This is a genomic window from Saccharopolyspora antiqui, from assembly GCF_052246905.1.
Taxonomy (GTDB): Bacteria; Actinomycetota; Actinomycetes; order Mycobacteriales; family Pseudonocardiaceae; genus Saccharopolyspora.
This window is the reverse complement of record NZ_JBQQBO010000001.1, coordinates 848,144-870,241: the sequence shown is the minus strand read 5'-3', so window position 1 is coordinate 870,241 and position 22,098 is coordinate 848,144. Positions and strand designations below refer to the sequence as shown.

2 protein-coding genes (1 of these 2 running past the window's edge) are annotated in these 22,098 nt (G+C 67.8%); both read left to right on the top strand.

The genetic code is table 11. The features are described 5' to 3' along the window. Positions 1-21,523, top strand: partial view of a DnaJ domain-containing protein gene (locus tag ACTWQN_RS03745; RefSeq protein WP_443201883.1) — the 3' portion only. The gene continues 5,651 nt to the left of window position 1, outside the view; the window shows 21,523 of its 27,174 coding nt (coding positions 5,652-27,174); its start codon lies beyond the left edge, outside the window; it ends in the stop codon at positions 21,521-21,523. Next, a complete protein-coding gene (locus ACTWQN_RS03740; RefSeq protein ID WP_443201882.1) occupies positions 21,520-22,098 on the top strand; it encodes a type VII secretion system-associated protein in 579 nt (192 codons plus the stop codon). The genes ACTWQN_RS03745 and ACTWQN_RS03740 overlap by 4 nt, the downstream gene beginning before the upstream one ends.

The following is a 22,098-nucleotide window of genomic DNA, read 5'->3' as shown; positions in this document are numbered from 1 at the left end:
GGCGACGCCGGATGTGTCGTTGTACGACCTGGCCAGTCAGTACCGGGACGCCTTCGCGGGCGCCGACTCGCGGCGTGGCCGGTTCGGGCTGGTGATCGGGGTCAACGCTTACGAGGGTTCTGAAGCGGACGTGACCCGGGCCATCGCCGATTTCCGGCAGCGGTGGGCGCTTTCCGGCGACTTCCCGGTGGCGGTGGTCGGTTTCACCTGGGCGCACTATCTGGTGGACAAGGGCAGGGCGCGGGCCGGCGAGCGGACGGTTCCCTACGGTCTGATCCGTGAGGTACTGGTCCGGCATCCGTTGACCAGGCAGTTGGCCGGTGATGTCCGGGCGACCGGTTCCCGCGACGGCGACGTCTATCTGCACGTCGGTGACGCTGATGTGCGGTCCTTCGACACTGGTCGTGGCGGGGTGTTCGACGCGTTCGGTGACTGGTCGCCGAGCAGGGACCGGCCCGAACTGGTCACTGGTGGCTACCGGCTGCCGCCGGACGGCGAGCTCGACGCGGGCGCCGCCCGGCTGGATCTGGGTGTCCGTCAGGCGATGGCGAATGTGGATCCGGGCAGTGTCTACTTCCCGGAACCGAACACCTTCCTGCGGCTCGACGGCAACAGCCTGGAATCCGGTATCACCTTCGGTACGGCATTCAGCGGGGGGAAGAGTCTCTACAACTCGGTGCTGGACAACCGCAGCGGGTTATGGCGGGGTTCGGCGGGTGGCCGGCGCGATCTCAAGAATATGACCGCCTTCGATTCCAGGCTGGCGATCAGCACCGATGGCCGGCGCATCGCGAAGGATCTGGCCACCGACGGCCTGACGGGCCTGAAACACAGCCACGCGAACCAACGCGTGTGGACCGGTATGGTCGCGCGCTACATCAGGGACAGTCACCCGGAGCTGGAACCGCGGGTGGCCAAGAACCTGGCCACGATGACCTTCACCGGGATCTCGGCGGACCCGCGGGCGGTGCCGTCGGCGGCGAAGCGCGAGATCACTCCGGAGTTGATACAAAGCCTGCCGGCGGAGGACCGGCGCGTATTGGCCGTGCTGCGCGATAAGCACCCTTCGAAATGGCACAACCTGTTCCTCCCGCTGGCGAAGAACACCAGGGCCGCACTGGTCGACGGCCTGATCCGCGAGCATGCCCTGCTGCGCGACGGAAGATCCCACCAGCCCTCCGCCACACGCCCTCGGCCGGACCCTCGGCCGGAGCCTCGTATGGCACCCTCTCGGCCGGAGCCCCGCATGGCGCCGCCTCGGCCGGAACTCGGCCCGGTGTCACCCCGGTCGGTGGCCGGCTACCGGCTGGCGCATTCCCATCTCACCGTGGCGGCCAGCAATCCTGCGCTGAGCGAGTTCATGAGCGATGTCCGGGTCGGGCTCTTCACCGGCTATCGCGGCGACGGCGGGCGTGTCACCGCCCGCGATGCGCGACTCGACAATCTGCGCGCGAACGTGCGGGATTTCTATGATCATTCCTCGCGGCTGCTTTCTCGCGAGGCCCGGCACGGTCCCGTGACGTTGTATCGGGCGGTGCAGATGAGCCCGGATTCCCGGGAAGCCGGGGAATTTCTCGAACGGTTGCCGTCATCGACCTCGCACGACCTGGATTTTGTCCTGGACTGGACATCGAACCAGGGTGGCGGGCGAAACTACGCCATTTTCGAGATCACCGTTCCACCCGGTCACCGCACCATGGCGCTGGCCTATCCGCCGGCGGAGCGAGGCCGGCCGGGTAACGCCAGGGAAGTCAACGGCGGCCAGTCCGAAGTGATCCTGGCGCCCAGCCGCCTGACCGAGACGGGGCGCCGCACGGAGGATGGCTTCACCATCATCTCCGTCGACGCCCACGAACTGGGCTCGCAGCGGGCCGACGAGCTCATCCGGGACACCGGCACGGACCTGAGCGTCGCCGATGCCTTCCGGCAGCTCTCCGCTTTCTTCCGCCAGGACTCGTTGCGTCGTGCCTACCCGGACCTCCTGGGCGACGCGCGGGTGGCCGAGCGTGTCACCCGGACCGGCTCGGGACGGGAATTCGTCGTCACCAGACCGGGTTCTCGGCGGAACATGACCGTCACCGTTCGACGTGATCTGGTGGACGGCACCGATTCGGTGCGGGTACGGATGACCGCCAGCGACCAGCCGGACGACCCCTACGTGCTGACCTACGACGCGGGGAACCTGGACCAGATCGCTTCGCACCTGCGCGGGCGGACATTGCAGCAGTCCGTGCAGTTCGAAAATCTCGCCCTGCCGGAAAGCTGGTACCAGCTGCCGCAGGCCGAGGGCAGACCTGATCTGGAAGCACAGTTCGGAGGTCTGCGGCTGGACGATGACCGCCGTTTCCGTCATCGTCCTTCTGGTTTCGGTGGCGCGGCGTCGACCGACGCGCCGGGCTCGTCCGGCCGGACGACGCCGAACGTGATCTCGGCTGAGACCTTCGCCGACGATCCGGCGGCGGGCGAGGCGTTTCTGCGGGACAACTTCTCGCATTTCCGGTCGGTGAACAAGGACAATCACGACAGCGACGTCCGGGGTGATCGCGGTTATCGGACCAACTGCGGCCCGGCGGCGATCCAGACCCTGAACGCGGATTCCTTCCCGAAACGGGCCGAGGCCGGGGAGTTCCAGGCGGGGCCGAGCGGGATGGTGCATCGGGATCAGGTCGCGGAGGCGGCGGGCATCGATCTCGGCAAGCAGCCACGCGGTTATGACGACGTGACCGAATACATGCGGGGGCAGGATTCCGGGGCGCACGGTCTGGGGTACGCGGACCAGGGGGGCGGCACAGGTCACTTCTTCACCGTGCACAAGCGGGGCGACCAGGTTGTCTACTTCGACGGCTCCGAGTGGTCTTTCCCGAGGCTGAACACGAATCCGCTGGAGGTCTGGTTCGGCCCGGCGCCGTCGGACCGTGTTCTCACGCCGGTGTACTCGCCGGTCGGGACGGCCGGGAAGGGCGTGCCCGGACAGCCGTCCGGGATGGGCGGGATGCAGCGTAGTTCTCGCCAGTCGTCGGGCCAGTCAGGTGATCAACCCTGGTTCGAGGGCCGCGACAATGACGGCAATCGCGTCCGGTTCCGGACCAAGGACGTCTCGCGTACGCTCCTGATCAGCAACGGTCGCAACGACGCTACCGGATTCGGCTTCCTGACCGACTCGGACCTCGAACGCTCGATCGCCGAATGGGCCGGAAGCACCGACCGGAACCGCTCCGTGGTGCGGACCCGGACCGGCGAGACGGTGTGGGAAGCGGTACGGAAGATATCGACGCGTCCGGGCAGCGTGACGCACTCGCCGTGGCCGACCTCCGATTTCCTGGCCATCCGGTCCGACGACACCACGTTCGCCTTGCCTGTCAGAACCGACGGCCGGATCGTCGAAGTCTGGGCCGATCCGCCCGCCGTCGCCGCCACGCTTGTCAATTCGGAAGACTTCAGACAGTGGTATTCGACCAGCCGGGACAAATCGCTGCTCGTCTTGCCGGGGAATGCGGCGCGCGGCACGGGCGCCCAGAAGCTGGCGCTGGCGCTGGCGAAACGCGGATACCCGATTGATGCGCATACGACCGACGGCGCGATCGGGTTGGCGCCGGATGGGTACATCGGCGCCGATGACAATGCCGGCTGGTTCACCTATTCCCCGGAACAGCGGACCGTGCGGAAAACGGTCCGCGTCGGCTTCGTCGAAAGGACGACCACGACGACCGAGACGATCGTGACCGAACGTCGCTGGGGCCATACCAGGTACACGGACGCGGAACAGGAAGCGCTCCGGTCGCAGGAGACGCGGCCGACGCCCGGCCCGCCCCCGCGTCCGCAGCCGGACACCGAGCCGCCCCCGCGCGAGCGGCCCGCCGGCGCGGACCTCTATGGGGTGCTGGGTGTATCCCCGGACGCAATGGTGGACGAGATCACGCGTGCCTACCAGCGCCATTCTTTGGCCAACCACCCGGACCGGAACCCGGGTGACGTGCTGGCCGCAGGGCGGTATGAGGCGATCGAGCACGCCTTTGAGGTGCTTTCCGATCGGGACCGACGTGACCGGTACGACGCTTGGCGCCGTGGCGAGACCGGTCCGGGAACCGGGGTTCCGCCCCGTCGGCGGCCGGAGGCCGAGCCTCGTAGGGAGCAGGGCGGTACGCCGCGGCGCGAGCGTCCCGGCGACCGACCGCGGCGCGACCAGGAACGCACCGAGGTTCCGCCACGCGCGGAACAGGGCGGTGCGCAGCCGACGAATCCGCCGCCTGCCGCCGTGGGCAGGGGCCACTACGGCGCGCTGGAGATCGGGGAAGGCGCCACTGAGGAGGAAATCAAGAAGCAGTACCGCAAGCTCGCGCTGAAGTTCCACCCGGACAAGAACCCCGGCAATGCCGCGGCCGCTCAGAGGTTCACGGCGATCAACGAGGCGAACCAGGTGCTGTCCGACCCAGCGGCGCGCCGGAGGTACGACAACGAACTTCGCTTTGAGGAGTCGAGGAGCCAAGCCGGGTCCCACCGCCACACCAGGCCGCGCCGGGACACCGGACGGTACGAACGTCGCTCGCCCAGCCCGGATACCTGGCGCCGGCCGTCACGACATTCCACGGCCCCGCCCCCGAGGACCGATCCACCACCGAGGCGGCCCAGTTACCCGGATACCGGGTACGAATACGGCACCGGGCCTATTCCTGGTGGTGGGCCGATTCCTGGTGACAGACCGCGGCCGGGTGATTTCAGGCCGCCGCGCGGCGGCGACGTGGCGTGGGTGAGCGCTGTCGACGAGGACACCGACGAGCGGATCTGGTTCAGGCCGCAGGACGTGTTCCAACGACCCGTGCATGGACATGTCCGAGGTCGCAACGGAGAGCACATCGAAATCGGTGTGTCCTTCATCATGAAAGATAGGGCCTACGCCCTGACCGAGCGCTATACGAAAGCCGGACCACTCACCCGCATGTTGCGGACGATGCCCGGTGAGGAGCTGGACGACGCGCAGCGAATGGATCGCCGTGGCGCCCGGGTGAGCACCCCGTGGGCGAAGGACTACCGCAACGGAGGGTGGGGTCCGACAGTCCTGGACTACTTCGGCTACCAAGAGGGAACCGCGGGGCTCAGTCTTCCGGCCGGTACCGTGCTCCGGGACGGAAGCACGCTCGCAGCGGATACCCATATCGTCGTGGACGGAGGGGCGTTCGCGGAGATCGTGCACCATTCGGACATCTTCCGGCGCGTCTATGCGACCAATCTTGACGGCTCTTTCGCCTCGCTGGCGTGTCATGTGGGCGCCAGCTCGTTCCCTCTCGACTTCATGCGCGGCCTGCCACGCCGCTATCACCCGAATGTGGCTCATTTCGCGAACGACGAAGTCGTGCTCGGCGATTCCCAGGCCACAGGCCGGGGCGAACCCGATCTGATCGGTGTCTCGAACAACGCCGGTTATGGCACCTATCGGAGAGGGCATGGCCGCGACGACATCGAAGCCGTGGATCGGCCGGACACCCGGTATTCGTCGGACGAAGTGAGGCGAATCCAGCGGCAGGAGCAGGGTCGGTCCGGGCGGGATACCGCCGCCGATTCCCGGGACTGGGGCCGATATCGGGATGGTCGGGACGGTGCCCCTGCCGAGACACCGGCCCAGACAGGCGGCTCGTCCGGCAGTGCCGGCCGTGACGCGCCCGCTCCGCCTACGCGTTCCGATGGCGGACTGGTCCGACGTGCCCGAAACGTTCAGCCCACGGTGGAAGGGAGAATCGACGGCGCGCGGATCCGGGCGACCATCAAGGAGTTGGCCGCTGGTACCTCGTCCGATGACGACGTGCTGAACAGAATGGTCGACACCGCGTTCTCGGACGAGAACCTGACCGAGCACTGGCACCTCGCACTTGAGGGACTGCACATCGTGGACCTCGGCGCGGACACCGGCCGGAACGGCCCACAGGTGATCCTCGAAGTGATCGACCTGTCCGATCCGGACGCCCCGCGCGCCGTCAAGGCCGATACGGAGAACACCCAGAGCCGGACCTCGGTGGTGCGTGCGGTGTCGAGTCAGCGGGCGAAGGTGGTCACCGAGTCGTGGTCCTTCCGGGTCCCGACGCCGTTCGTCATCCTGACGGGACGAGTCTCCGGATTCGCCAATCCGCACGGTTCCGGCCTGAGCTCGACCACCGAGTACACCGGTTCGACCAAGGTCACCGAGCGAGACGAGCCGACCACCAGCGTCGGCCACCGGAATACCTACCGGATCACCGTGCGCTCGGTGGGCAGCCTGTTGCGCCACCGCTCCGCGACGTCGGACCGCGAAGAGTCCATCGACCTGCGGTTGAAGTGGCCGCGGCCCGACCCCGCCGGGTCGGGTGGCCTGACGAGGCTGGGGCATCCGGACGCGATCGAGCACGCCAGGTTCACCGGAATCGGCGCCATCTACCGTGCGGTGGAGCGGGAACTGGGCGGCGAGTTCGCCGTGCACGACCCCGAGGCCAGGCGGCTCCTCGGGTGGCTGAAGTCCTTGGGTTATCAGGCGAAACCACTGCTGGGCGGGCGGAAGCTCAGCGAGTCCTTCGCCTTCGAGGGAACACGGTCCCCGGTGGAGGTCTCGCTCGCCGTCGCCGGGGCGGTCCGGCGGCAACCCCTCCCGGCCGTCGACGGGACCGTGGAGCACACCCGCGGGACAAGCGGCGGGACGACCTCCGATCGGTCGGTCACCCGTAGGCGCGGCGGCGGGGTCTTCATCGGCGGTGGTGACATCAGCGGGCTGACCGGTTTCGCCGTCGGACCGATGGGCGAGTGGGTGCTGTCGACGAAAAACGACAGCGCGACGGCGAAAAGCTACGAGCGCGAGTCGGTGGAGAGGTACGACGGACCCCTCGACAAGCATCGCGTGCACCTGACCTTCCTGGTCGGAGTCGACCCGCAGAGCGGAAAGGTCATCGATCCCCCGGCCGACGGTGACACCGCTCAGGATGACCAGGAACAGCCCGCGGAACCGGCGCGAAACCGCGCGGACGGCCCAAGGCCGGCCGCCCGGGTCAACGGCACGACGACCCTGTGGCTGAATCCGGACAATGCCGCCAGACACGGGTGGTCGACCACCGTCCCCCAGAGCGGGGCGGGAAGCCGGAGCCGGCGTGCCGACGCCGACGAGCGTCATCAGGCGTTGGACCGGATCGACGCCGTCTACCGGCTCCCGGACGAGACCGTCGACATGCTTGTCGGCCCAGCCCTGCACGAGCTGGCGGTACAGGGCAAAGTTCCGCTCCGCGACGTGCCTCGCGTGGCGCAGTGGGCCCGGGCTTTCGTCCAGGACCACGCCAGGGAGATCGCCCGTGGCGGCGGCGCCAGATTCCCGTTGAGCGCGCTGTACAAAAAGGCTCCGGACGTGTTCTTCGAAGGCTCGATGAGCACGTCGCGGGCCGAGGTCGTGAATGGTGACGCGGGGGACACGATCGGCGGCAAGCTCGGTGCCGGCCACGAGAACGTCACCGGGATCACCAAGAACAAGTCCGACTCCGTGGGGATCGGCGGAACGGGCTATGCGGACATCCTCTGGCCCTCGGCCAGGGGGCTGACCCGCGAGAAAGGTAAATCCGACAGCGGAAAGTTCGCGCGGAAAGTCGGCCACGAGCAGTCCTTCGGCAACAACGGGAAGGTGCGGCATTACGGCTATCCGACCGACTTCACCGTCCGCATCGGGGGCACCTGGTCGGACCCGGGTCGACTCGTGGGTGCGTCCGGGCTCACCGGCGATGTCGATGTCGCGGTGCCGGAATCCCCCGGAGTCGCGCTCGACGGCCCAGAAACCGAGACCGGCCCAGAAACCGAGACCAGCCCAGAAACCCAAATCAGTCCAGCGGACGTCATCGAGTGGCGGGACGGCGAGGCGACGGCGCCGAGCCGCGAGGGATATCTGACCGCGAGGTCCGAGCTGGATTCGCAAAAAATGGCGCCGAAGCTGTTGCGAACCGCGGCGGCCATGCTCGGCACCACCCCGGCGCAACGCTGGCAGGAGTGGCTGAAAAAGCCGTTGATAGGGCGCAGACCCGCGGAGTTCGACGAACAGCGCGGCCACCTGCTGCGGCCCGGCCCGGACCGGCTGAACGAGCGTAACGCCGCTTTGGGCGGGCTGGAGAACTTCGCGAGCCCGGACGCGAGGATGGCCAACTTCGACCTGACCACGCTCCATCAGGACACGGTGCGGTTGAAGACCCACAACCATGGCGGACTCGTCGGCACCCGGGAACTGTTCGGCCACGCCGATCTGCGGACCCGCCTGGGCAATCCGACGATCGTCCGGCGCGACGACGACCACCGGTTCGCCAAGAAGACCGAGCTGGAGACCAAGCGGAGCGTCGGCGCCCAGCGCTCCAGGGGGTGGCGGCTCAAGGGGGGACTCGTCCTGTTCATCCCGGTGAAACAGTGGTTCACCGGGGGCGCGGTCTTCGGCGGTGAGCTGAAGTACATGCACCACAAGGGCACCGACAGCACCGAGGAGGCCAAGACCGGCGGCGAGGCCAGTCATGTCGAACGTGGCTACCTGGTCCAGTACGACGCGTCGCACACCTTGCGGACGTCCGTCGGGCGGCTCTGGCAGGACGCCTTCCAACTTGTCCGCCGCGGCAGCTCCACGGGCGCGACCAAGTCGGCGCGGGTACCGCGCGGCGTGCGGGTGTGGGTTCCGGCCAGCGAGATCCACCAGGTCGGCGAGCTGACCGAACGGGACATCGCGAAGCTGACGCCGGTCGACGAGAACCGGTATCGCGCGGCCCACCCTCCCGCTGAGCAGGATGAGGCGCCGACTCCGACCCAGCAGGACGCCGAGGCCGAGTCCGAGGTTCGCGAGCCGGTGGCCGTCGCCGGATCGGACCAGGAGGTACAGCCGGAGCCCGAAGTTCGTTCCGAATCCGAGCCGAACGCCCAGCGCGAAGCCGAGTCCGAGGCCCAGCCGGAGTCTGCCGACCCGGAGCCTGCGGCCGAAGCCGAGTCGTCCGAGCAACCCGACCCTCAGCCGACCGACCGGCAACAGCCGGAATCGCGGCCTTCGCCCCCGGCCGTGCGACCACCGGACAACGTCGGACGCGGCAGCGGACACGTCGGCCTGCACCACCCCGGCGCGGGTACCGAACTCACCGAGAAGATCGCGGAAAAACTGGCCCAGTGGTCCCGGGAAAACGGGCGGCAAACCACGCCGGAGCAACTGGTCGACAACGTGAGCCAGGCGCTGCGCGAGTCGGCGGTGCTTGCCAAGCGTACGGGCGTGCGCAGGTTCGACCTGATCAACGAGCGGCTGGTGCGCAACGAGGCCGGGCCGGTGCTCGGCTCACCGGAAGCCGACGCGGTGGTGGAGGAGGTCATCAACGGCGGATGGCCGCTGTTCGTGTCGGGTGAGACCGCGTTCGGCAAGGTCGAGCAACTGGTGGTGGTGCGAGGTCGGCTGGGCGACGGCAAGTACCACAACACGATCAACGAGCGACGATCGGCGGGGCACGAGACCACCCACCGGGAGGGCGAGTACGACCAGCGCAACATCTTCGCGTTGTTCGCCCCCGGCAGCGCGGGTTACCCGGCACAAACCGGTGGACCGGCGTCCCTGATCGCCCCTGGGGCGGCGATCATGTACGACAGGATGACCGGACCGGAACACTCGCGGGAGCAAACGGCTGGCGTGACCGCGTCCACCGAGCAGACAAGTCACCAGTTCGTGCACGACATGGCCATCGAGCTCGACGTCTATCCGTACGCGCGGCCGGGAACCTACCGCAGGCTTCTTCCGGACTGGGCTTCCGCGTTGAAGCCCCGGTCGTTCGGAGACCCGTGGCATCCCGACGAGTTCACCTTGGCCGAGGCCGCCCGGTCCACGGTTCCCGTCGAGGAGACGCTTCCGCTCGACGGCTCGGTGCCCGGTCCGCTTGCCGAACAACGCTTCTCGCTGCGGATCTGGCGGGCCGAACGGGGCCTGCCGCCCGGATTCTCAAGCAACGCGATCGTCCACGTTCGCCCGTTCGCGGCGCCGAGACTCCACGCGGCCTTGAAGGGGCTCATCCTGGGCGACGCCCAGATGAGCCCCCCGCGTCCCGGACTGCATCCGCAGGCCGCGTACCAACTGCTCACGGCCACGAGCCTCGGCAAGTTGCGGACCGAGCTGCGGACGGCACTGGCGGCGAACGGCTATGTCGTCACGCTGATCGGTGACCAACTCGCCTCGGCGCTGATCACCGTGGATCTGACGCACCGCAAGCTGATCCGGGTGATCGACGGCTCGCTCGGCGGGGACCGGACCGGCAAGGACACCTCGAAGCTGACGTTCCAGCGGGATGTCAACGTAGGTCCCTGGCTCACCCTGGACTTCCGCGAGGGGAACGTCGACGACGCGAACTACCGGCCCTTTCAGCAGATCGGTGACATCAACACCGTGGCGGACAACCACGGCACAGAGCGCGAGCACGCCGTGTCGACGAAGCGGTCGGATTCCGGCGGTGGTGCCGAGTCGCCGATGTACCTGGTCTCGGCGATTCCGCGCTGGCACGTCAGGCCGACCTACCGGGGCAAGAACGTGCCGGCCGAATGGAACCGGCTGATCCGCACCGGCCGGGACGAACCGATCACGCTGGAGGTCGACCGGCAAGGGCTGGCGGACCTCGGACTGAGCGCCCCGGAGCCGGGCGGGTCTGCACAGGACCAGAGCCGGGACGGCGATCCGGAGCAGGACCACCCGGACCGTGCCGAATTACCGGCACAGCGGGAAAGCCGCGGGGACCGGATCAGGGATCTGCCCGCGCATTCCCGACCGGATCGGCCGCACGTCACCGGAACCGGTAATGCGATCCCGCCGATGAACTGGGCGGTGCCTGCCGATGATGTGCGGCGGGCGGACCGCGCTTGGCAAGAGGCACCGCCGCACGTCATCTCGGCAGACGGACGGACGTCGTTGTTCGACGTGCGCCGATTCGCGGTGGGTGAGCGGAAGTTCCTGGGCGCGACACTGCGGCTGCGGCTGGGCGCCGGCCGAGGCGTGACCGAGGAACAGCTTGACGAGGTTCACCGGCGGCTGCGGAACTCGATCGAACAACGGGTCAACGCGGCGAACCAGGTGTTCCCGGACGGGGATTTCGTCGGCGCCGGATTCCTGTTGGACATCGAGCGGGACGACCGGCCGGCCGGATCGGCGCACGTGAACATGGAGATCGTGGACGATTCCGGCGGTGAGCTGTCCACCGGGCAGTGGTCCGTCAACGGCTCGGGCGACGACTATCTGGAGACCGTCCTGCGGCACCTTGGGGCGCCCGCGAAGGAGCCCGGCCGGGAAACGAACGGGGTGGTCGGCCCGCGGGAACTGGACGGGATCAGCGCGAGGATCGAGGCGAATGTCCCGATCGACCCCGATCCACGGCTGTGGGACGGGCATCCGGCGAGCAGCGCCGGGTTCGATGTCCGGGAATACGACGCGGCGCGCGACGCGGCGCCCGTGTTCACCGTCGATACCGAGATCAGGGATCCCTTCTCGGGACAGGGTCCGCGGGCTCATTTCGACGGGCGGCGGTTCCAGGTCGGCGGACGGAACGTCGTGGAGGGCACGGTACGGTTCGATCTCGGGACGTCCGGGAGCACCACACCGGACGAGATCGACGAGGTGTGGCGTTCCCTGGTGTACGGGGCGAATCTCGGCGTCAACAGCCAGGGTCTGCTGTTCCCGGACGGGGAACTGGCCGGTGATCAGTTCCTGGTGCGAGTCGAGCGCGGTGGCCGGGATTCGGGCGATCCGCATCGCCGCGTGCGGATCAACAACGAGCGCGGATTCAGGTCGCATCACGAGGAGTGGGCGACCGGTAGGTCGCCGCTGGTGTACCTGCACGAACTGCTGCACCATTTCGGGCTGCGCGACGAGTACCTCCGCTCGGAGAACCTCCCGGCGGAACTGGCCGAAGCCATCAGAGCGCGAAAGAAGCCGATCGCCGAACACATGGCGCGGTGGGAGGGCGGCGTCCAGCGGATCGATGCCGTCGGAACCAGCGTGATGGCGGGTATCGGCCACCACGACCTGACGGTGCCGCCGCAGGTGCGGTCCCGGCATCTGTCGCAGGTCGGCCGGATCATCTCCGGCGAGCTCGCATCTGCGCACCCGGAGAACAGCGGCATCGCCGCCGGTGAGCAGCCGACGGTGCACCCCGCGGGACAGTTCACGCCCCAGCCGCAAGGGAATGGGAGCGAAGAGGATGTGGACTTCGACGAGGTCGAGGCGTATGTCGGTGCGCGTTCTCCCGACGCGTCGTCGATTATCTGGCGTGGCGTCGATGGCCGGGACCGGCCGGGCGACCCGCAGGCGTGGCTGGACTGGATCCAGCGGGGGGAATCTCTCGTCAACCGCCTGGAACGGATATCACCCATCTCGCCCGGTTTCCTACGCGCCGCCCAACTGCGTGATCGGCTGCACGATCGGATCATGATTCTGCGGGCCGAGTACTGGCTCGGGCTGACTGGAAAGCTGGACGGGCCCCGGTCTGGGCGTCCGATCATGCTTCTGCGGGCCGAGTACCGGCTCAGGCTGACTGGAAAGCTGGACAGGCCCCGGTCTCGGCGCCTGAGAATCGAATTGCCGACCGAGCAGCCCTACACGCTGGACGACACGGCGCGGTTGGGGGACGCGCTCCGCGAGATCTCGCGGCTGCCAGAGTTCCTCACCGACATGCTCGGTGACACGCTTGGTGATGTGGGCGATGCCTCCGCGACACGGAGAGCGTCCATGCTTCTGCAGCGGCATCTCCGACGGCTCGCGACCGACGTGGCCGCTTTCCAGGCTCGCGCGCGCATGTACAACAGGGTTCCCGCCGACGAGTTCGAGTCGCTGGTCTTCCGGATCGAGCGCATGCAGGATTTCGTGAAGCGTTATCGCCGAGAGTTCGAGCTGCTCCGTTCGAACCGGGAGATGAGCGCCCTTCGATATCTTCCGGACCTGGGAAGAGACCGGCTGGATGGCAATTTCAGTCTCGGTTTCGCGGCGTGGGAGCGTCCGGGGCGCCAGGTGTCGGCGGTTCGTCCGGCGGATGCGTTGGCGGCGGCGTTGGTGGAGGTCGACGACCTCGACGACCTGAGACTGTTCTCACTGTCGGTCAGGTCGGAAGGCGTGCTGTGGCGTACCGATCGTGCGGTTCTGTATCGGGCGGACGAACGGGATCACGATGTCGTCTTCGAGGAGGGGTTCCCGCCATGGAATACCGACGTGCCCCGGGATCTGGTGCATTACCAGGACACTTTGGGGAAGACCGGGCTCGTCTCCACGACCAGGAACAAGGGGATGGCATCCAGCTGGAAACATTCCGGGAATCGGTTTGTGATCGACGCACCGGGTGGGATCGACCTGGTGGCGACGTTGGGCCGGTGGGCGATGCCTTTCCAGCAGGAGGTGGTGTTCCCCGGAGGTATCCGCCGGGAGTTCGTTCGCGGCTACGAGGTGGTGCGCGATGGCAAGGTGGTCGAATTCCGCCAGAATCCGCACTACAGCCCGCACCCGGCGACTCCGCCGCAAAGCGTGGTCGCGCCGGCCGTGCGGGATACCGGGCATCCGCAGGAGCTGGCGGTGGGGTTGCGCCAGGTCTCGTATCCGGGACCGAACCGCCCCGATTTCCTAACCGAAGGCGCACCGCAGCAGGCACTGCCTCCCCCGGTGGTGCACCGTGGTGAGTTCGAGGTTGAACTGATCAACGACGCACCGCATGTGCGGCTCTACACGGTGGTGTCCAAGGCACAGATCCCGCAGCTCGATCTCCAGACGGGCCTGCCGATCGCCGCGCACGTCGGTGACGTGCAGCAGAATCCGCGCACCGGGAAGATCATGATCCTGACCTCGCATTTGGGGCGCCCGCTGTCGGTGTTCGCCGGTCGTCCGTTGTCGGCGGTGCAGGTGCTGTCGGCCGCGGAGAAGGCGTTGGCGTCGTCGCAGCCGTGGCGGTCGTCGGTTCCACCGGTGATCAGGTCATACCTCGTGCCGTTGGACGCGGTGCGCGAGTTGAGCCGCGGCGCGGCGGCGCCCGAGGCCTTTCCGAATCAGGCGGCGGACCGGGTCGCCAACGTCTGGCCGAAACTGGGGCCGAATCTGTTCACGGTTCCACGGCCCCTGGCCAGCAGGCTGGCCGAGTCGGCGGTACCGGGATCGTTGGTGACCTATACCTCGGGCCTCGGCCGGGCGGAGCTGTTGCGCGGCGAGTGGTCGGGCACGGTCGCGCACGTGGACAGCCTGCGGGACCGGCTCGGAGTCCCCCGCGTCGGCGCCCGCGAACTGGCGCCGGAATGGCAGCCGTGGCCCACGATGGACGAGCTCGACCGCGGTGCCTCATGGCGGGCGCGCCGAGTCGCGCGGGGTCTACGGCAGCACTACGCGACTTGGCGGCAGTTGGCGCTCGCGGAGGACAACTCCGCGGTGGCGCTGATGGACGGCGACCCGTACGTCCCTATCGACAAGCGTCAGAGACGGTTGGTGGCGTTCATCGGACAGCACCTGGGCGAGGGCGACTGGCTGGTGCGATGCAACGATCACCCGCCGGACGAACCTTGCGAGCTGGACGAGTTCATGGAGCACACGGTGCGGCCATGGGCCGAGCAGGCGGCGATCGTCGAGGTGGTCGCCGAGGATTACGGGAGAATGCTCAACGATCTGAACATCACCGCCAGAGGCGCGGACAACGACTTCGCCGCGCTGCGGGAACAACGACCGGTGCGCGAGGCCCACCAGCGGCGGGTAGGCGCGCGGATCACCGAGTTGTGGCGTGATGAGCAGGCGTCGCCGCGGGAGATCATCGACTATCTGGTTCAGGAGTTTCCCGAGCTGTCGCACAAGTACGACGAGATCACCGTCTGGAACGAGCGGTACACCTACTACGAGCACGCGCAGATGGTGCTGGGCCAATACCTGACGCTGGCACGCCGCGAGCCGGCCGCGGACCGGCTGGTTTCCGTCGACGCGATGGTCAAGGCGATCCTGTTCCACGACATCGAGAAGGACAACGCGAAGCGACAGAACATCGGCCGGTTCCAGCAGTATCGCGATGATTTCGCTGATTTCGACAGCCGGGGCAAAGACGCGGTCACCGACTACCACGACGAGGTGCGCCACATCAACCGCACGGTGGAGTCCGCCGAGTCGCGGCACGATACGGAGCCCGAGCATGAGCTGGGGGTGGACATGGTCAAACGGTACGGGGGGATTTTCGCCGGTCACGATCTGGCCGCCGCCGTCGCGCTCATCGACTCGGACCCCTTCGGGTTCTACCTGCAGGGCAGGCACACCGCGGACGACGCGTTCAAGTTCATCGCCGGGTTGGCGCTGCGGCTGACCGGCCGAGGAGAACTGACCGAGCCCGGCGGCTTCATCGTGGAACTCCCGGCCGAAGCCGCCCGTGATATTGGGCGATTGTTCGGTGAATTCCATCAGTATTACCAGGCGGACTTCTCCTCCTACACCAAGAGCAGCAGTTACTGGGAACGAGGCGGGAGGGCGGCGCGCCAGGGTCTGTCGACTTTCGACGACTACTTCATCTTCCGTAACACCCGGGAACTGGCCCGGACACCGGACGGGAGGCATTTCGAGTATTCGCCGGGGTATCGGGAGCGGTTCGCCGGACTGGCCGCCATGTTCGCCTCGCCGGAGGCGATCTGGGAATCGTATGTCCAGGTTCACACCCCGGACGGTGACCCGGAGCGCGTGCGCGACGAGACGACCTCGCCGAAACGTCCGTCCGCGCCGAGCCGTCCCGAGGGTTCCGAGCGGAAGGCTTCCCGGAGTGAGGCTCGTGCCGGGCGGGTTCCGTTCCCGGTGTCACCGGATCGATGGGAGGAGTTTCGGGCTTCCGTCGATCCGGTGCCCCGCACCCGCAGGGCGGGTGTGCATTTCCCGCATCTGGCTTCGTTGCACAAGCCTGGTGTCAATCGTGCCGAGGCGGTGCGGGAGTTGTTCCGCAACCGGCACGACGAGAGCAACGACACGGTCATCGAGTCCGCATACGACGTCCGGCGGATGTCGTATGGGGGCGACCACGTGACCGAGTTGACCGTTCGGGTGTCGCTCACGCCGGATCAGGGTGTCAGTGACCAGCAGGTCACGGACGTGTGGGCGGCCTCGCAGGAAGGTGTGCACCGGTATTTCAACGCGCCACAGCACAAGTTCCGCACCGGCCCGGACGGCGACCGGTTGTTCGTCCGGTTGGAGCGGGTGGGGCCTGGAGCGGGGCCGCACCTGTCGGTCCAGGTCACGCGACCCGGGGTCCGGGCCAATGACGAGACCTGGCCCGCGGATCTGACGCCCGAGGAGGCCGCGCACGAGCTCGGCCATCGGTTCGGCCTGCCCGACGAGCACGGCCACGGTGCCGAATCCGAGGCGCAGCTCGGCATTCCGGGCTCGCTGATGGGCGACTTCTACGAGCAAGCCCCGAACGGTCTGCCGCAGGTAGGGTTGCGTTCCCGGTATCTCGACCTGATGGGTGCCTCCATCGGCGACGACATCCCCACGGTCACCTACACCGACAGCCCCGGTGCGAGCAGCGGGCACCCGGACACCGGTTCGCGGCCGGACGACTCGGCGGCCGGTCGGCGTCCGAACGTTCCGCGCCGCCCCTTGGGGTCCCACACCGACCGCGCGTCGAACCAGGGCGGCGCCGAGACCGTCCGCGATCGGACCTTCACTGATCCGTTCGTGGGCGTCGTCGACGGCGATATCGACGGCACCGTCCTCGGCGACTTCACCGGCTTCATCGACGGCGAGGTCACCCCCTTCGAGGGCGGCGTCCAGACTCTCCACGGCCGGTACGAGATCCGTGACGCGATCCTGCGCGGCACCATGAACGGCCGTGCCATCGGCGAAACGCTCGCCACGGTCACCGGCACGATCACCGCCACGGGCACGGCGCGACCCGACGCCACGAGCACGGCGCGAACCCACCGCGACCCGGCCACACCATCCACCCGCCACTACGGATTCGACGGCCAGGGCCGGTCCGTCGGCTTCCACTCCCGCGACGTCTTCCGCGAGGTTCTGCCCGACGCGGTGGGCGCCGCCGCCCTCAACCTCATGTCCGAACCCAACGCGCGGAGCAACCTGCGTGACTGGATCGGCGAGTTCGGGTACGTGAACCACGTCGTGCGCACCCTCCCCGGAGAGGACTTCCCGCCGGAGACTGCCGGGCGGTACCGCCGCGGCGGCTTCACCGCGGGACCCTGGGGTACCGGCATCCCCGTCTGGCTCATGGTCAACTCGGCCGCCGACCTGTTCCGCGTGGAGGTCACGCGTCACGGCCAGCCGGTCACGGTGTACGTCACGGGTGACGAACTCCAAAGAACCGTCAGCGATTTTCCCGAATACCGGCTCCTCCGTGCCTACAACCGGGATTCCGACGTCGTCCTCGTCCACCACGGCGTGCCGGGAGCCGAAGGATCCGGCCGTTTCGCCGACTCGGCACACCAGAACGGCGACCGCGCCGTCTTTTTCGCGCCGCTCGGCCGGTACACGTATGGCCGAGTCGAGGGCCTCCCCGTGATCGGCGTCAGCAACAACGCCGGCTGGGTCAGCCACCACCCCGGCGAACAGAGCTTCGTCCGCGGCCAGAGCTTCGTCCACAGTGACACCCAATACCTGCCCGACGAAATCGACCAGATCCGCGCTATCGAACGAGCGCACCCCACCCCGGCCGCCGCACGGACAAGGTTCGCCGGACGCGACAACGACGGCGGGCGCGTCGTTTTCCGTGCCGACGACGTCGTTCGCGAGGCCGTGCCCAATGCGAACGGCCAGGTGACCGTGCTCAATTTCATGCCCACGCCCCAACACCAGAGCGCGGTGCGCGACTGGGCTGAGGGGTTCGTCCGGATGAACCAGGTCATGCGCACACTTCCCGAAGAGGTGGTGGCCCATCCCACTCTCCATGGGGACCGTCCTGACGGTTCCGTCCAGGCCCCCTGGGACAACGACCCCGTATGGCTCGTCGTCGACTCCATCCATGTGAGTGAATTCACGATCGGAGTCACGGTCGATGGCGGGCTCGTTCCCGTCCACATCTCCGCCGACACCTTCTACCGGCTCCTTTCCGAATTCCCCGAATACCGGCTCCTCCGTGCCTACAACCCGGATCCCCACATTGCCCTCATCACCGGTGGCACCACGGCGGGAAGCGTCTCCAGCCGCTTTGCCACCGCGGCACGCGCCAACGGCGACCCCGCCACCTTCCACTCCGGACTCGGCCAGCCCTCAATCCTCACCCCGGACAGCGGGTACGGCGACCACTCCACGGTCGTCGTGAGCGATAACGGGGGCTGGATCACCCATTACCCCGACGGCCGCGACGTCATCCGCGAGCACACCCGATACAGCCCGGCTGAAATCGGCCAGATCCGCGCCCAGGGTCTCGACCGCCTTGGCACGCTCCCGGCGTACGAGGATGGGTCCACGTCCGGTGGGCCGGACGCGGTGCCAGGGGAGCCGCCGCCCGCTTACACCGGGCAGAACCCGGTACCGCGCGGGCTGCCACCCGCCTACGACGAGGCCACTTCGGGGAATCCGCCACACGGCGAGCCCAGCCGACAGGGACCCCGGCGTCCGAACGCTCCGCTGCGGCCGGAGCAGCGTGGGGGATCGGATCGTTCGCAAGGCGCCGGCACACGTCCGGACCGGGGGTCTTTGCGTTCCTCCGCCATGCCTGCGGATCCCGCTGTCCCCAAGCCTCTTGGTGAACGAGAGCGCACGCCCTACAGCTCGACTGTTCGGCGGGTGGATGATCTCCGGCCGCCAAGCTCCGGGCCGACACCGGTCACGCCTGACTCCAGCACCGGTCCGCTACGTGAACGGGAGCGCACGCCTTACCACTCGACCGTTCCGCGGGTGGACGACCTCCGGCCGGAGGCGGCTCGGCCCGCGGTGGAGGACGAGATCAGCGATGAGCTGAGCGATCTCGATCTCGGCCGGTCCGAGCGATCCGGTACCACCCCGCGCATCCCCCGGCCGAATCCGTCCACGCCACCGGCCCGTCACTTCGGGTTCGACGTGAACAACCGGCCCATTACTTTCTATTCGCACGAGGTTCCCCGCTGGCTCGTGTTCAACAAGGACCGCGAGCCCCGAGCTCTGAACATGTCGGTTGACCTCCTTGCGCATCTGAACGAGTGGATCCTTAGCTTCTCGCGCCTGGACTTCGTCCCGCGCACGCTCCCCGAGGAGCGACACGCTCCGGACGACGGCCCCGGGCGCCCCGGCCAGTATGTCCGGGCACCGTGGAACAACACTGTCTGGCTTGTGGCGCACGGCGTCGAAGGCAGCCGCCGGTTCGTCGTCGAAATCATGCGCCAGGGCCGCCCCGTCAAGGCATACCTGCCAGGTAACGAATACCAGCGGACGATCAGTGAATTCCCCGAGTATCAACGTTTGCGCGCGGAGAACCCGGGTTCCGACGTCACCCTGATCAGTTGTTACGCGGGCGCGGGCGACGCCTTCGACCTCTTCGTCGGCGCGTCGCATGCCGATGGAGATCCGGCCGTCTTCCACGCCGGACGCGAGCCGGTCGCCTTCGGCACTGGAGATGTCCGCTTGCCACCGGCCGAGATCGTCGTCGCCTACAACGGCGGCTGGGTCAGCTACTACCCGGACGGTAGCAAGATCGTCCGTCGGGAAACCCAGTACAGCGAGCGTGAAATCGAGCGGATCCGCCGGGCCGAAGGCAGGGGCGGACAGCGGGCTAACAGGTCGAATGCCCCACGCCGTGACGAGCGCCCGGGATCACTGCGTTCCTACGACATGACCGCGGATCCCGCCATTCCCAGGTCGCTCGATGAACGCGAGCGCCGCCCCCACCGTTCGGATGCTCGGCGGGTGGACGACTTCCGGTCGCAAACGACCCGGCCGGAAGCGGCTCAGCGCACGACGGAGGACCAGATCAGGGACGACCTCGATGGTCTCGATCTCGGTCCGTCCGGGCGAGCCCGCACCGCGCCCGGCATTCCCCGCCCGAACCCGACGACGCCGGCGGCTCGCCACTCCGGATTCGACACCCAGGGCCGGCCCATCAGCTTCTACTCCTATGAGGTGCCCCGCTGGCTCATCACCAATCGACATGGCGAACCCCGCGCCCTCAACATGACGGTTGAGGCCGTTGGGCCACTGAGGGCATGGATCCGCAGTTTCTCGCGTATGGACTACGTCGCGCGCACGCTTCCCGAGGAGAAAGTCCCTCCGGATGACCTTCGCCACCGCCCCGGCCACTTCGTTCGGGCGCCGTGGAACAACCCTGTCTGGCTTCAGGCGCACGGCGTCGGAAATCGCAGGTTCATGGTCGAGGTCATGCGCCGGGGCCGTCCCGTCATCGCCTTCCTCCGGGGTGACGAGTACCAACGAACCATCCGTGAATTCCCCGAGTATCAACGTTTGCGCGCGGAGAATCCGAGTTCCGACGTCACCTTCATCAGTTGTCATGTGGGCGCGGACGATGCCTTCGATCTGTTCGTCGACGAGGCACGCGTCGACGGCGACAATGCCGTCTTCCACGCCGGACGAGACGTGGTTAGTTATGAGATTCACGACGGTTCGCCGCCGGCCGAAATCTACGTCGCCCACAACCGCGGCTGGGTCAGCGACTACCCCGATGTCGGCACGGTCGTCCGTCGGGAAACCCAGTACACCGACCGTGAAATCGAGCAGATCCGCCGGGAGGAGGGCAGGGCGGATCGACGATCGCGTTCTTACTCCGCGCCCGTGGACGGTTCGGACGAGGTCGACACCGCGATCGGTGGCGCTTTCGGCGCTCTCACTCTCGGCGGGTCCGGGCAGGCCGTCACCCCGGGTATTCCTCGCCCGAATCCGACTCCGGCGCCGCTACCGCACATCGGATTCGACAGGCGTAACCGGCCCATCACGTTCTACCCGCACGAGGTTTTCCGTGAGCTGGCGTTCAACCGGGACCGCCAACCCCGTGGCCTCGACCTGGACGCCCAGGATAGGGAGAATGCCCTGGTCGAATGGACTCCCACCTTTGCGCGGATGGACTTCGTCACGCGCACGCTTCCCGAGGAGTCGTACCCTCCGGCCAATCCCCGGGGCCGTCCCGGCCACCGCGTCCGGGCGCCGTGGAACGACACTGTCTGGGTCGCCGCGCACGGCCAAAGAGGAAGCGGGTTCGTTGTCGGACTCATGCGCGAGGGCCGCGTCGTCGAGGCCCATGTCCGTGGTAACGAATTCCAAAGAACTCTCCGCGCGCTCCCCGAGTATCGGCGTCTGCGCGCGGAGAATCCGGGTTCCGACGTCACGTTCGTCAGTTGTTATATGGGCAAGGACGAGGCTGTCGATCTGTTCGTCGGCGCCGCACGCGGCGACGGTGACGACGCCGCCTTCCACGCCGGGCGCGGCGAGGTCATCACCGACTTTCCGTCCGACTCGGCACCGGCCGAGATCTCGGTTGCCCGCAATCGTGGCTGGGTCAGTTACTACCCGGGCGGCGGCAGGGTAGTCCGCCATGAAACCCGGTACACCCCCGCCGAAATCGAGCGGATCCGCAACGAAGAAGCCCGAGGTGCACAGTGACCGATTCCGCCGAGAACGCCACGGCAGAGGAGACCGAACAACCGCGGCCGAAGGACGAGTGGCTGTTTCTGCCCGATCCGTCGTGGCGGCCGGAGAACGAGGACGACCGGCCGCCGCTGGAGCTGGTGGTGGGCATGTGGATCGTCTCGGCCGACGGCGTGACCGGGCCGTTCCAGGGCAATCCCGACTACCGGCCGCCGGATCCGGCGTCACCGACCGACCCGGCGGACGCGGCGATGCGGGTGGCGGTCATGGAGGACCCGCCCGATACCGAAACGGTGCTGCGCAATCTGCGAGGCGTCCTCCTCGGCGTGGCGCTCGACGACGAAGGGCAAGCATTGGTGGCATCCCTGCCGGACGACGTCGAGGCAGTACTGGTGACCACCGCTCCGGTGCACCGCGAGCACGTCGAGGTACCGGGCTGGCAGGACGTGCTCATCTGGGAGCTCGCGGACGCGCTGCCGGAAGGCGTGGACCTAATGGTGAATCCGGGGGCTCCGGTGTCGATGCACCTCCAGCGCGACACGGTGCGAGACGCGCTGGCCGCGGCGGAGTCCGAAGGTTCCGGTGACTGA